This window comes from Paraburkholderia diazotrophica, assembly GCF_900108945.1.
GTDB lineage: Bacteria > Pseudomonadota > Gammaproteobacteria > Burkholderiales > Burkholderiaceae > Paraburkholderia > Paraburkholderia diazotrophica.
Window position 1 is genome coordinate 89101 of sequence record NZ_FNYE01000010.1, and the last position, 13874, is coordinate 102974.

Genomic DNA, 13874 nt, shown 5'->3' on the forward strand with positions numbered 1-13874 from the left:
ATGCAACACGACATCGTCTTTCTCGACCGTTCCACGCTGAATGCCGACGTCCGGCGTCCGACGTTCGCGCATCGCTGGGTCCAGTACGCATCGACCTCGGAACACGAGGTCGCGCAGCGGCTCGAAGGCGCCACCATTGCGATCACCAACAAGGTGCCGCTGCGGGCCGATATGCTCGACAGGCACCCGTCGATCAGGATGATCGCGGTGGCGGCGACGGGCTACGACTGTGTCGATACGGCGTACTGTCGCGAGCGCGGCATCGCCGTCGCGAACATTCGCGGCTATGCGACCCAGACGGTGCCCGAGCACACGTTCGCGCTGATCCTCGCATTGCGGCGCAACCTGCTCGCCTACCGCAGCGACGTGCAGCGCGGACGCTGGCAAACGGCGAAGCAGTTCTGCTTCTTCGATCACCCGATCCGCGATCTGCACGGCTCGACGCTTGGCATCATCGGCGGCGGCGCGCTCGGTCAGGGCACGGCTGAGATCGCGCGCGGCTTCGGCATGCGTGTGATCTTCGCCGCCCACGACTCGAAGCGCGCGCGCACGCCGGGTCTCGACTACGTGCCGCTCGACACGCTGCTGCGCACGTCCGACGTGATTTCGCTGCACACGCCGCTCACGCCCATCACGCGCAATCTGATCGGTCTGGACGAGTTGCGCATCATGAAGCGCGACTGCCTGCTGATCAATACGGCGCGCGGCGGGCTCGTCTGCGAAGCCTCGCTCGCCACGGCGCTCAAGGAAGGGCTGATTGCGGGAGCAGGCTTCGACGTGCTGAGCCAGGAGCCGCCCGTCGCGGGCAATCCGCTGCTCGAACTCGATCTGCCGAACTTCATCCTCACACCTCACGTTGCGTGGGCCTCCGACGACGCGATGCAGTCGCTCGCCGACCAGCTGATCGAGAACATCGAGGCATTCGCACGCGGCGAGCCTCGTAATCTCGTGATCTGACGGCTGCGGAGACACACAGGAACACACCAGCAATACCACGGAGACATCGACATGGACATTCACGAGTATCAGGCCAAAGACCTGCTGGCTGGCTTCGGCGTGCCGATCCAGCGCGGCGCGGTCGCCTACACGCCGGATCAGGCCGTGTATTGCGCGACGGAACTCGGCGGCTGGCACTGGGCCGTCAAGGCGCAGATCCATTCGGGCGCGCGCGGCAAGGCGGGCGGCATCAAGCTGTGCGAGACCTATCACGACGTGCACGAAGCCGCGACCTCGCTGTTCGGCAAGCATCTTGTGACGACGCAGACGGGACCGGAAGGCAAGGTCGTCGAGCGTGTGTACGTCGAAGTCGCGGAGAAGTTCGAACGCGAGATCTATCTCGGCATCGTGCTCGACCGGAAGGCGGAACGCGTGCGCGTCATCGCTTCGTCGCAGGGCGGCATGGATATCGAAGAGGTCGTGCGGACGAACCCGGAAGCCGTGCTTCAGACGGTGGTCGAGCCCGCCGTCGGCTTGCAGCTCTTCCAGGCGCGTGAGCTCGCTTTCGGCCTTGGCCTGACCATCAAGCAGGTCAGCCGTGCCGTCTCCGCGATCATGGGCGCGTATCGCGCGTTTCGCGACCTCGACGCGACGATGGTCGAAATCAATCCGCTCGTCGTGACGGCTGACGATCGCGTGATCGCCCTCGACGCCAAGGTCTCGTTCGACGACAACGGACTGTTCCGCCATCCGCACGTGTCGGAGATGCGCGACGCGGCGCAGGAAGATCCGCGCGAAGCGGAAGCCGCGCAATTCGGCCTGAACTACGTCGGGCTCGACGGCGACATCGGCTGCATCATCAACGGCGCCGGCCTCGCGATGGCGACCATGGACACCATCAAGTACGCGGGCGGCGAGCCGGCCAACTTCCTCGACGTCGGCGGCGGCGCGTCGCCCGAGCGCGTGGCGGCCGCGTTTCGCCTCGTGCTGTCCGACCAGAACGTGTCGGCCGTGCTCGTCAATATCTTCGCCGGCATCAATCGCTGCGACTGGGTCGCCGAGGGCGTCGTGCAGGCGGCACGCGGGCTGAGAGTGCCCCTCGTCGTGCGGCTCGCGGGTACGAACGTCGAAGAGGGACGACGCATCATCAAGGAAAGCGGCCTGCCCATCATCGCGGCTCAATCGCTGCTGGAGGCGGCGCAAAAGGCCGTCGAGGCCGCCAAGGCGCATCGCGCGCGCCAAGCCGGCAATCACAGATAAGGAGAACGGACATGAGCATCCTGATCGACGAAACCACCCGTGTGATCGTGCAAGGCTTCACGGGCGACAAGGCATCGTTCCACGCGAAAGAGATGATCGCCTACGGAACCAACGTGGTCGGCGGCGTGACGCCGGGCAAAGGCGGACATCGGCATCTCGATCGCCCCGTATTCGACACCGTGAAAGACGCCGTGCGCGAAACGGGTGCGACGGCAAGCCTCGTGTTCGTGCCGCCGCCCTATTGCGCCGATGCCATCATGGAAGCCGCCGACGCAGGGCTGAAGCTCGTCTGCGTCATTACGGACGGCATTCCGGCTCAGGACATGATGCGCGTCAAGCGCTATCTGCTGCGCTATCCGAAGGAAACCCGCACGATGGTGGTCGGCCCGAACTGCGCGGGCATCGTCAGCGCCGGACGCGCGATGCTCGGCATCATGCCGGGGCGCATCTACCGGCGCGGCAATATCGGCATCGTGTCGCGCTCAGGCACGCTCGGCTACGAAGCCGCCGCGCAGCTCAACGCGCTCGGCCTCGGTGTCACGACGAGCGTGGGCATCGGCGGCGATCCCATCAACGGCAGCTCGTTCCTCGATCATCTGAAGCTGTTCGAGCAAGACCCGGAGACCGAGGCCGTCGTGATGATCGGCGAGATCGGCGGACCGCAGGAAGCGGAAGCCGCGAAGTGGGTCAGCGAGCATATGACGAAGCCCGTCGTCGGCTATGTGGCCGGTCTCACTGCGCCGAAGGGTCGGCGCATGGGACATGCGGGCGCGATCATCTCGGCGGCGGGCGACAGTGCAGCCGAGAAAGCGGAAATCATGAAGTCCTACGGCCTTTCGGTTGCGCCCAGCGCATCCGAGCTGGGTTCCACCGTTGCCTCTGTGCTCGAAGACAATGTCGCGCGCCGCGTTGCCTGACTGGGGCTACGGCATCGATACACAGCCCGACTCGCCGCGCGTCGAGGCTGTGCGCCCCCTCCATGCGGGCAGGCACGCCGACGCCGACGGGCTGCACAAGCTCGCGGCTGCGTCGGCGTCCCTGCCCACACTCAGCGCGGACGACTATGAACACGCCGTAATCGACCTGCTGTCGGAACTGTTGCGCGATATTGCGCATGCCCGTCAGCCCGAAGTCGAACGCACGCTGCGCGGCGAGTCCGCGCACGAATCGATGAGCGAGCTGATGCGCGAGCGGATGGACGACCGCACCGCGCGCGTCGTGCTGCGCCGCATGCTGCAGGCACAGGGCATGTGGTTCCAGCTGCTCAGCATCGCCGAGCAGAGCACCGCAATGCGCCGGCGCCGCGAGATCGAAATCGAAGGCGGCTATGACCGGCTGCCCGATTCGTTCGCGCGCGTGATTGCCGAGGTCGCCGGCGCAGGCGTTCCCGCCAGCGAAGTGCGCGACGCGCTCAGTCATATGAAAGTGCGCCCCGTGCTGACGGCCCACCCGACGGAAGCGAAGCGCGTCACGGTGCTCGAAATCCACCGGCGCATCTACCGGCGCCTGATGGAACTCGAATCGCCGCGCTGGACGCCGCGCGAACGCTACACGCTGATCCACGCGCTCAGGAACGATATCGAGCTGTTGTGGATGAGCGGCGAGTTGCGGCTCGAAAAGCCCACGGTTGCGCAGGAAGTCGCGTGGGGGCTGCACTTCTTCGGCGAGACGCTGTTCGAAGCCGTGCCGCTGCTGTTCGACAAGCTGCAGGGCGCGCTCGAACGCCACTATCCGGGCGAGCGCTTCGACATGCCGCGCTTCTTCCAGTTCGGTTCGTGGATAGGCGGAGACCGCGACGGCAATCCGTTCGTCGATGACAGCGTCACGCGCGCGACACTGCACGAGAACCGGCTCGCGTGTCTGAAGCGCTACCGGCTGCGTCTCGCCGAACTGACGCAGATGCTGAGCATTACATCAGAGGCGCTGCCCGTGCCGGACAGTTTTCACGAGGCACTGGCGCGCGCGCTGATGGCGAGCGGCGAACCCACGTCGATCGCATCGCGCAATCCCGGTGAACTGTTCCGCCAATATCTGACGTGCATCTTGCGACGCCTCGATGCGACGCTCGCCAACGCGAGCCGTCCCGCCGACGGCGCGCCCGTTCAGGGCGGCTACACGAGCGCCGACGAGCTTGCGGCCGACCTGCTCGTCCTCGAGCAGACGCTCTTCGCGACGCAAAGCGGTCAACTCGCGCGGATGCTCATACGGCCGTTGCGGCACGAAGTGGAGACGTTCCGCTTCAGCACCGTGCAGCTCGACCTGCGTCAGAACACGACGGTCATCGAGCAAACGCTGCGTGCGTTGTGGCGCGCGACCTGCGGCACATCCGGCGAGCCGCCCGTGAGCGACTCACACGAATGGAAAGCGTGGCTCATCGGCGAACTCGGTCAAGCGTCGGACAGCGAAGAGGAGCGCGAGCGCCGTTTCCAGTCGCTGCCGCCCGAAGAGGCACAGACGCTGCAGATTTTCCGCACCGTGCGGGAGATGCGCCAGCAGGTGGATCGCAACGCATTCGGTGCGTTCATCCTGAGCATGACGCATCGGGCGAGCGATGTGCTCGGCGTCTATCTGCTTGCGAAGGAAGCCGGTCTCTTTTCCGACGCTGCGGGAACGGAAAGCTGCACGCTGCCCGTCGTGCCCTTGCTCGAAACCATCGACGACCTGCGCCGCGCGCCCGAAATCCTGCGCGAACTGCTGGCCGTGCCGATGGTCCGCCGCAGCATCCGCGCGCAAGGCGGCGTGCAGGAGATCATGATCGGCTATTCGGATTCGAACAAGGATGGCGGATTCTTCGCGAGCAACTGGGAGCTGTCGAAGGCGCAGACGAAGATCAAGCGGCTTGGCGACGAACTCGGAATCGCGATCGCGTTCTTCCACGGACGCGGCGGTTCCGTGAGCCGCGGCGGTATCCCTGCCGGTCGCGCGATTGCCGCGTTGCCCGCCGGTTCCGTCAACGGACGTTTTCGCGTGACCGAACAGGGCGAAGTGGTGTCGTTCAAATACGCGAATCGCGGCACGGCCCAGTATCACGTCGAATTGCTGGCGTCGAGCGTGCTCGAACATACGCTGAAGTCCGAACGCGAAGAAGCATTGCTGCCCAAGGGCGAATTCGATGAAGCGATGGAGGCGCTCTCTGGCGCGTCGCGGGCCGCGTACGCGAAGTTCATCGAGCAGCCCGGCATGCTCGCGTATTTCCAGGCGGCGAGCCCGCTCGAAGAACTGTCGATGCTCAACATGGGCTCGCGCCCTGCCCGCCGCTTCGGTGCAAAGAGCTTGCAGGATCTGCGTGCGATTCCGTGGGTGTTCGCGTGGGCGCAGAACCGTCACGCGCTGACGGGCTGGTACGGCGTGGGCAGCGCGATCGAAGGCTTTCTTTCCGTGCGTCAGGACCGCGGACTCGATCTGCTGCGGCGGATGTTCGACGAATCGCGGCTGTTCCGGCTCGTCATCGACGAAGTGGAAAAGACGCTGGCCCAGGTCAACCTCGACATTGCGCGCGAATACGCGAGCCTCGTACCGGACGTGCAGATCCGCGACACGATCTTCGCGCAGATCGAAGCCGAATACCGGCTCACTGTGAAGATGGTGAATCGCGTGACAGGTTCGTCTGGAGTGGGCACGCGCTTTCCGAAGTTCAGCGCCCGCCTGGAGCGGCGCCTGCCTGCCATCGACCTCGTCAGCCGGCAGCAGATCGAACTGCTTCGCCTCTACCGCTCGGCACAGACGGAACGGCAGCGGCGCGCGTACCAGGTGCCGCTGCTGCTGTCGATCAACTGCATCGCATCGGGCTTCGGCGCGACGGGCTAAACGCCCGTTGCTCGCTGTCGATACCCGCCACCCATAGATTGCCTACAGGAGAACCCGCATGAGCTTCACTGTCATCGAGCCGGCCAAAGCGCGGCTGCATCGTTCCGAGCTGGCCGTCCCCGGCTCGAATACTGCGATGTTCGAAAAGGCCGCGCGCTCGGCTGCCGACATCGTCTTTCTCGATTGCGAAGATGCCGTCGCGCCGGACGACAAGGAGCAGGCGCGCAAGAACATCATCGAAGGGCTGAACGAGATCGACTGGGGAACCAGGACGATGATGGTTCGCATCAACGGTCTCGATACGCACTACATGTATCGCGACGTGGTCGATATCGTCGAGGCGTGTCCGCGTCTCGACATGATCCTGATTCCGAAGGTCGGCGTGGCCGCGGACGTCTACGCCGTCGACATGCTCGTCACGCAGATCGAAGCCGCGCGCGGACGCAGCAGACGCATCGGCTTCGAAGTGCTGATCGAGACGGCGCTCGGCATGGCGAACGTCGAGAGCATCGCGCAATCGAGCCGGCGGCTGGAGGCGATGTCGTTCGGCGTCGCCGACTATGCGGCATCGACACGCGCGCGCACGACGGTGATCGGCGGCGTGAATCGCGACTACGGCGTGCTGACCGACAGAAACGAGCGCGGCGAGCGCGATTACTTCTGGGGCGATCAATGGCATGCCGCGCAGACCCGCATGATGGTCGCATGCCGCGCTTATGGGCTGCGTCCCATCGACGGTCCATTCGGCGACTTCAGCGATCCCGACGGCTACGATGCAGCCGCGCGCCGCGCAGCCGTGCTGGGCTACGAGGGCAAGTGGGCGATCCATCCGTCGCAGATCGAACTCGCCAATCGCGTGTTCACGCCCGCCGAAGCCGAAGTCACCAAGGCGCGCCGCATCATGGATGCGATGGCGCAAGCCGCGAAGGAAGGCAAAGGCGCAGTGTCGCTCGACGGCCGGCTGATCGACGCCGCAAGCATCCGCATGGCCGAGGCGTTGCTCGCGACGGCCGACGCGATCGGCAACAACAAACGCTAGGGGTCGTGAAAAAGGGCGGCCCGCGAGCCGCCCTTTGCAATGTTCAATCAACGCATCATCAGCCAAAAGCCAGCGCCATCGCCTCACGTTCCTGACACAGGTAGTCGCCATGCACCTGATCCCAGCTCGACAGAATCGCATCGGCGGCGCAATCCGCGTCGTGCTCCGTCGTGGCCCACGAGATGACCGACAGGCGCATCACGGCACGTCCCTGCCAAAGCGCCGCACGCACGTCGCAAACGCCCTGCGCCTGGATGCGCGCGACCGTGCGCAACGTCAGTTCGTCCGCGAGCGCGTCGTCGTACGCCGAGCCGAAGCGCACGATCATCTGGTTCAGCTCGACCTCGTTGAGCAGCGCGACACCCGGTCCCAAAGCAAGTCGCCGCGCGATGCGGCACGCCAGTGCGCAATGTCGTCCGATCATCGCCGCGATCCCTTGCCGGCCGAGCGTACGAAGCAGCGCCCACAACGCAAAGCCGCGCGCGCGTCGCGAAAGCTCGGGCGTGTAGTGGACCGGGTCGCGCACGCCGTCGTCCGCTTCAGGCAGATAGCTCGCGCGAATCGACATCGCGCGTCGGTGTGCGTCGGCGTCGCGCACGAACGCGCAGCCCGTTTCGTAAGGGGCCTGCAGCCACTTGTGCGCGTCGGCCGCCCAAGAGTCGGCGTCTTCGATGCCTGCGGCAAGATGCATGCGCTCAGGGCACGCTCTGACCCATAGCCCGAACGCTGCATCGACGTGAACCCATCCGGCTCGCTCATGCGCGCACGCCGCGATTTCGCCGATGGGATCGAACGCGCCCGTCATCATGTGTCCCGCCTGGGCAATGACGATGAGCGGTCCCGAATGCTGCGCGAGCGCGTCGCGCAACGCGGATACCTGCATCCGGCCCGCCTCGTCGGCTGCGACCTGGATCACGCGCCGCTCGCCGATGCCCAGATAGCGCAGCGCGGCCAGCACGCTCGCGTGCACGCCTTCGCCGACGTACACGGAGATGGGCGGCGCGCCGCATAGTCCGTCGGCTTCGACGTCCCAGCCGACGCGCCGCAGCACGGCATCGCGTGCGGCCGCGAGGCAGACGAAGTTGCTCATCGTCGCGCCCGTGGTGAAGCCGACCGAGCACTCGCGCGGCAGGTCCAGCACGTCGACGAGCCACGACGCGGCCACCTGCTCCGCGACGGCTGCGGCAGGCGCGCCATGCGCCGTCGCGGCGTTTTGCCCCCAGATGCTCGTGAGCCAGTCCGCCGCGACGCCGGCGGGATGAGAACCGCCCGCGACCCAGCCGAAAAAGCGCGGCCCCGCCGTGCCGAGCAAGCCTGGCTCCGCGATGGCCGCGAGCCGTGCGATCACGGCATCGGCGGGCTCGCCTTCTTCCGGCATCGGCCCGCCGAACGCCGCGCTCAGTTCGCCGAAGCTCGCTGTGGGACACGTCGGACGCGACGCGCGCGCGTCATGGAACGCGAGCGCGAGTCTCGCGGCCGTTTCGAGTGCGTTGCGTGTATCGTCAGCCATCCGGGGTCTCCTGCAATCGTCAATGCCTCCAACCTAACCTGCCGGCACCTGCCAGAAAGGCTGGGGCGGATGAAACGCCTGCCCGTCTGCAAAACGCTCTGCCGAGCGTAAGGTGTTTTCGATCAACATCGTAACCGTCATCGGTCCGACGCCGCCGGGCACGGGCGTGATCCACGAAGCCCGCTCGCGCACGGGCTCGAAGTCCACATCGCCGACGATACGCCCATCCGGCATCCGGTTGATCCCCACGTCGATCACGATCGCGCCTTCCTTGACCATCTCCGCCTTGATGAGGCCGGGCTTGCCCGCTGCGACGACCAGAATGTCGGCGTGTATCGTGTGCTGCGCGAGGTCACGCGTCTTGACGTGGCAGATGGTGACGGTTGCTTCCTTCTGCAGCAGCATCAGCGCCATCGGCTTGCCGACGATATTGCTCGCGCCGACCACGACGACGTTCTTTCCCGCCACGTCGATGCCCGTCGTCTCCAGTAGAAGCTGGACGCCATACGGCGTGCAAGGCGGAAAGATCGAATTGCCGACGACGAGCGCGCCGACGTTGTACAGATGAAAGCCGTCGACGTCCTTGTCGACGACGATGCTTTCCAGCACGCGCCGCACATTGATCTGCGGCGGCAACGGCAGTTGCACGAGAATGCCATGCGTGCCGCGCTCGACGTTGAGGGCGGCAATGCGGTCGAGCAGTTCCGTCTCTCTGCAATCGGCATGAAAGCGGTGCATGAACGAGCGCACGCCGCAATCCTCGCAGGCTCTCACCTTGTTTGCGACGTAGAGCTCTGACGCGGGATTGTCGCCGACCAGCACCACGGCGAGACCCGGCACGACGCCGCGCGCGGACAGGGCCGCGACGCGCTCGCGAAAGCGCGCGCGCAGACGCCGCGCGAGGTGCCGGCCATCGATCAGTTGCGCTGTCATCGTGCGCCGTTGAAGCCAGGAATCCAGTTGGTCCCGGCGAGCGGCACACGGGCCATCGCCGCCGCTTCGACCGTGAGCGCGACAAGGTCTTCCGGCTCCAGATGGTGCACGTTCTGCTTGCCGCACGCGCGCGCGATCGTCGTCAGCTCCATGTTCACCGTCTTCAGATAGTTCTTCAGACGCTTCGCGCCGACTTCGGGTTTCAGACGCTCCTGCAACACGGCGTCCTGCGTCGTGATGCCGACGGGGCACTTGCCGGTGTGGCAGTGGTGGCAAAAGCCGGGCGCGGTGCCGAGATTCGCGTAGTCGTCGAGCGCGGACACGTGCTGGCCGTTCTCGATGTACGACGAGCTATTGCAGCCGAGCGACACCAGCACGCCCTGGCCGATCGCGACGGCATCCGCACCCATTGCCAGCGCCTTCGCGACATCGGCCCCGCTGCGGATGCCGCCCGAGATGATCAGTTGCACCTGTCCCTTCATGTTGAGGTCTTCGAGCGCGTCGACGGCCTGGCGCAGCGCGGCGAGCGTCGGAATGCCGACGTTCTCGATGAAGCAGGTCTGCGTCGCGGCCGTGCCGCCCTGCATCCCATCGACGACGATCACATCCGCGCCCGCATGCACCGCGAGCTTCACGTCGTTGAACGTGCGGGTCGCACCCACCTTCACGTAGATCGGCGTCTGCCAGTCGGTCAACTCGCGCAACTCGAGAATCTTGATGTGCAGATCGTCCGGACCCGTCCAGTCAGGATGACGCGATGCCGAGCGCTGATCGATGCCTTCCGGCAGCGTGCGCATCTTCGCCACGCGCGGCGAAATCTTCTGGCCGAGCAGCATGCCGCCGCCGCCGGGCTTCGCGCCCTGTCCGATCACGACCTCGATCGCGTCGGCCTTGCGCACGTCGTCGGGATTGAAGCCATAGCGCGACGGCAGGCACTGGTAGACGAGCGTCTTCGACGAGCGCCGTTCCTCGGGCGTCATGCCGCCGTCGCCCGTCGTCGTCGACGTGCCGAGTTCCGTGGCCGCACGGCCGAGCGACTCCTTCACGTTCGCCGACAGTGCGCCGAAGCTCATGCCCGCGACAGTGATGGGAATCGCGAGCTCGATTGGCTTCTTTGCGAAGCGCGTGCCGAGCACGGTCTTCGTCACGCATTTCTCGCGGTATCCCTCCAGCGGATAGCGCGACAACGACGCGCCGAGAAACAGCAGGTCGTCGAAGTGCGGCACGCGCCGCTTCGCACCGAGGCCACGGATCTCGTACAGTCCGTGTGCCGCAGCGTTCTGGATATAGTCGATCGTCTTGCGGTCGAAGCCCCAGGACTCTTCAGTGGCGATGTGTTTCATATGTACGGGCTTGATTTCCATGGCAGGTCCCCGGTTCAATATTCCTGATTCGCGTCGGCATTCCAGTGATACAGCGAGCGGGCTGACGCGATGCGCCTGAATTCCTTCGGATCGAACTCGGCGAACGCAGGCCCCGCAGCGCGCAGCAATTGCGCAACGGCTTCCACATCGGCGGCCTGCATTGGCTCCTCGCGCGCGTCGGCGCCCAGCGACTTCACCTTGCCCCGCACGTAGATCACCGCTTCGTACAGCGAGTCGCCGAGCGCGTCGCCGGCGTCGCCGCAGATCACGATCCGGCCCGCCTGGGCCATGAACGCCGAAAAGCTGCCGACCGATCCCTTCACGACGATGTCCGCGCCCTTGAGCGAAATGCCGCAGCGCAGGCCCGCATCGCCCTCGATGACGAGCAGCCCGCCATGCGCCGATGCGCCCGCCGCGTTCGAAGCGAAGCCCTTCACGTGCACGCGGCCGCTCATCATGTTCTCGGCCACACCCGTACTGGCGCTGCCCGAGATCGTCACCTTCGCTTCCTTGTTCATGCCGGCGGCGTAATAGCCCGCGTGGCCGTCGATCTCGATTTCGATGGGCAGATCGAGCCCCACCGCGATGTTGTGCGCGCCGTCGGGATTCGAAATCAGCACCTTGCGCGTGCCCGCTTTCGCAGCCTCGCGGTGCAGGAATCCGTTCACGTCCGTCACGGAGCCGGACGCCAGGTCGAAGTTCACACTGTCCATACGTACATCTCCTCGGGAGCCGGTTCAAAGACGCGGGCATGCTTGATGTCGGGCAGATGCGCGAGCGAGCGGAACTCGGAAGCGATCGCGACGAGGTCGTCAGTCTCTGCGACCACGGCCGGCTTGCAGGCGAACGGATCGCGGATCAGCGCGAGCTTGTCGGGCGTGCCCATCAGGAACGTGTAGAAGCCGTCGAGTTGCTCGAAGCCCTTTTGCAACGCGACTTCCAGATCGTCACCTTCGCGCAGCCGGTATTCGAGGAAGCGGCATGCGGCTTCCGTATCGTTGTCCGTGTCGAAGCGGATGCCTTGCGGTTCGAGCATGCGCCGCACGCCGTTCGGATTCGACAGCGAACCGTTATGCACGAGGCAGAAGTCTTCGCCTGCCGTGAACGGATGCGCGCGATCGGGTGTCACGGCGGATTCCGTCGCCATCCGCGTATGACCGACCAGATGCGTGCCCGTCAGACCGCTGAACGCGTAACGGTCCGCGACCTGGCCCGGCGTGCCCGTGTCCTTGTACAGATCGATCATGCGGCCCGTCGACAGCACATGCAGCCCCGGATGCGTTTCGCGAATCCAGTGCTTGACCGTCTCGGGATCGACGGCCACGCTCAACACGGCGTGATTGTCCCTGGCCTGCACCGACGCCTTCGCGCCAAGGTGCTGGTTCAGTTCATGCACGAGCCCTTGCCAGTTGAAATCCGCGCCGTCTTCCGTCAGGCCCGAGTAAAGGCTGATCTTGCGCACGCCGTCCGCGACGGGTTCCGTGAACACCGCAAGCCCTGCGGAGTCCGGCCCGCGCTCCGTCATGCCCAGCAGCATGGGCACCATCAATTCGCCGAGACGTTCGCGCATCTCAGGCTTCTTGACGAGTAGTCCGACAATTCCACACATCGTTATCTCCTCGCGCTCAATTCAAGCGACAAGCTGTTTAGGATTCTTCGTCAGAAAAATTCAAGGTAGGTCTTCTGTTCCCAGTCCGACACGTGGCGCATGTACTCGATCCACTCCATGTGCTTCAGACGCAGGAACTCGCTGCCCGCCGGGCCGAGCGCTTCCTGCATCAACTCGTCCTGTTCGAGCGCATGCAACGCTGACAGGAGGTTCTGCGGCAGGATGCCGATGCCGTTCTCCTTCAGCTGCTCAGGCGACATCTCGTAGAGGTTCGCGTTGCACGGCTGGCCAGGCTCCAGGCGGTTCTCGACGCCATCGAGCCCTGCCGCGATCACCGCGGCTGTCGCGAGGTAGGCGTTGCAGGCTGCATCGGGCAGCCGGAGTTCGATCCGCCCGCCAGGAATGCGCACCATCGACGAGCGGTTGTTGTCGCCATAGCTCACATACGCGGGCGCCCACGTCGCGCCCGTCAGCGAGCGCCCGACGACGAGGCGCTTGTATGAATTCACCGTCGGCGCGCAGATCGCCGTGAGCGCGCCCGCATGCTTGAGAATGCCTGCCGTCCAGTGGTACGCGAGCTTCGAGAGACCGAGGCCGTTCTCGTCGTGATCGTCGGCGAACAGGTTCTTCTTGCCGTCGGAAATCGACATGTGCATGTGCATGCCGTTGCCGGGACGATTCGCGAACGGCTTCGGCATGAACGAGCAGATGAGGCCCAGTTCGTTCGCGATTTCCGCCGCCGCCATCTTGAAGAACACGTAGTGATCGCAGGACTTGAGGCAATCGGTGTACGTGTAGTTGATCTCGAACTGGCCGTTCGCATCTTCGTGATCGATCTGATAGACGTCGATGCCCGCCTTGATCAGTGCGTCCGTCAGCCGCTCCAGGAACTCGCGCGAACGCGACAGGCCCTTGTAGTCATAGCAGGGCTTGGGCAGTGCATCGGTGTGGTCGCACGGCACGATCGCCCCGTCGGGGCCCTTGCGCAGCAGCGAGAACTCCGGCTCGAGACCCGTGTTCAGAATCCAGCCGCGGTCTTCGAGGCGTCGCACCTGCTTTTTCAGCGTCACACGGCTCTCGAACGGCCAGGGCTCGCGCTTCACATGCCCGTCGCAGACGATGCGCGCGTAGCCTGGCTGCCAGGGCACGAGCTGCAGCGTATTGATGTCGCCGACGGCCATGAAGTCAGGCCCCTGCGGATCGATGCCGAGCCCCCATACAGCAAAGCCCGCAAAGCCGGCGCCGGCCGTGAGAATGCTGTCGAGGTGGGCGGCAGGCACGGATTTCGTCTTCGCGACTCCGTGGATGTCGACGAACTGCGCGAGGATGTATTTCACCTCGTTGTCTGCGAGAAACTTTCGGGCGTCTTCGGGGGTCATGTGAATGTCCTCAAACGTGATAAGTCCATGGTTTCGA

11 protein-coding genes are annotated in these 13874 nt (G+C 65.2%); 5 read left to right on the forward strand and 6 right to left on the reverse strand.

Features of this window, described 5'->3' with window-relative positions; translation table 11 throughout:
* The 5 genes from BMW76_RS15145 to BMW76_RS15165 are packed head-to-tail and all read left to right on the forward strand — an operon-like array spanning window position 1 to window position 7042.
* On the forward strand, window positions 1–957 hold the full coding sequence (locus BMW76_RS15145) for a D-2-hydroxyacid dehydrogenase (protein ID WP_090866282.1): 957 nt from the start codon (window positions 1–3) through the stop codon (window positions 955–957).
* Between the two features lie 51 nt (window positions 958–1008).
* Window positions 1009–2196 carry a malate--CoA ligase subunit beta gene (locus tag BMW76_RS15150; RefSeq protein ID WP_090866285.1) on the forward strand — a complete coding sequence of 396 codons (1188 nt, stop codon included), beginning with the start codon at window positions 1009–1011 and terminating at the stop codon, window positions 2194–2196.
* Between the two features lie 11 nt (window positions 2197–2207).
* Entirely contained in the window at window positions 2208–3113 is a 906-nt protein-coding gene (sucD, locus tag BMW76_RS15155) for a succinate--CoA ligase subunit alpha (protein WP_090866289.1), read from the forward strand.
* Window positions 3091–6003: a phosphoenolpyruvate carboxylase gene (locus tag BMW76_RS15160; protein ID WP_090866291.1), complete on the forward strand. Its 2913-nt coding sequence runs from the start codon at window positions 3091–3093 to the stop codon at window positions 6001–6003. Before sucD ends, BMW76_RS15160 begins: the two co-directional genes overlap by 23 nt.
* A 58-nt stretch (window positions 6004–6061) precedes the next feature.
* Window positions 6062–7042 carry an HpcH/HpaI aldolase/citrate lyase family protein gene (locus BMW76_RS15165; RefSeq protein WP_090866293.1) on the forward strand — a complete coding sequence of 327 codons (981 nt, stop codon included), beginning with the start codon at window positions 6062–6064 and terminating at the stop codon, window positions 7040–7042.
* A 58-nt stretch (window positions 7043–7100) separates the two neighbouring features.
* Here BMW76_RS15165 and BMW76_RS15170 read toward each other — a convergent pair whose 3' ends face one another.
* From BMW76_RS15170 to glnT, 6 genes are read right to left on the reverse strand one after another with little or no spacing between them, the layout of a single operon-like run.
* Complete coding sequence (locus BMW76_RS15170; RefSeq protein WP_090866295.1) at window positions 7101–8552, reverse strand: pyridoxal phosphate-dependent decarboxylase family protein; 1452 nt, start codon at window positions 8550–8552, stop codon at window positions 7101–7103.
* A 33-nt stretch (window positions 8553–8585) separates the two neighbouring features.
* Window positions 8586–9485 carry a bifunctional methylenetetrahydrofolate dehydrogenase/methenyltetrahydrofolate cyclohydrolase FolD gene (gene folD, locus BMW76_RS15175; RefSeq protein WP_090866297.1) on the reverse strand — a complete coding sequence of 300 codons (900 nt, stop codon included), beginning with the start codon at window positions 9483–9485 and terminating at the stop codon, window positions 8586–8588.
* A complete protein-coding gene (locus tag BMW76_RS15180) occupies window positions 9482–10849 on the reverse strand; it encodes an FMN-binding glutamate synthase family protein (RefSeq protein ID WP_090866299.1) in 1368 nt (455 codons plus the stop codon). The genes folD and BMW76_RS15180 overlap by 4 nt, the downstream gene beginning before the upstream one ends.
* A 14-nt stretch (window positions 10850–10863) precedes the next feature.
* Window positions 10864–11562, reverse strand: a complete 699-nt coding sequence (locus tag BMW76_RS15185) for a GltB/FmdC/FwdC-like GXGXG domain-containing protein (RefSeq protein ID WP_090866300.1) — start codon at window positions 11560–11562, stop codon at window positions 10864–10866.
* Window positions 11550–12458, reverse strand: coding sequence for a class II glutamine amidotransferase domain-containing protein (locus tag BMW76_RS15190; RefSeq protein WP_090866302.1), 909 nt, complete (start codon window positions 12456–12458; stop codon window positions 11550–11552). The genes BMW76_RS15185 and BMW76_RS15190 overlap by 13 nt, the downstream gene beginning before the upstream one ends.
* Before the next feature lie 50 nt (window positions 12459–12508).
* On the reverse strand, window positions 12509–13837 hold the full coding sequence (glnT, locus tag BMW76_RS15195; RefSeq protein ID WP_090866304.1) for a type III glutamate--ammonia ligase: 1329 nt from the start codon (window positions 13835–13837) through the stop codon (window positions 12509–12511).
* Window positions 13838–13874 lie beyond the last annotated feature (37 nt).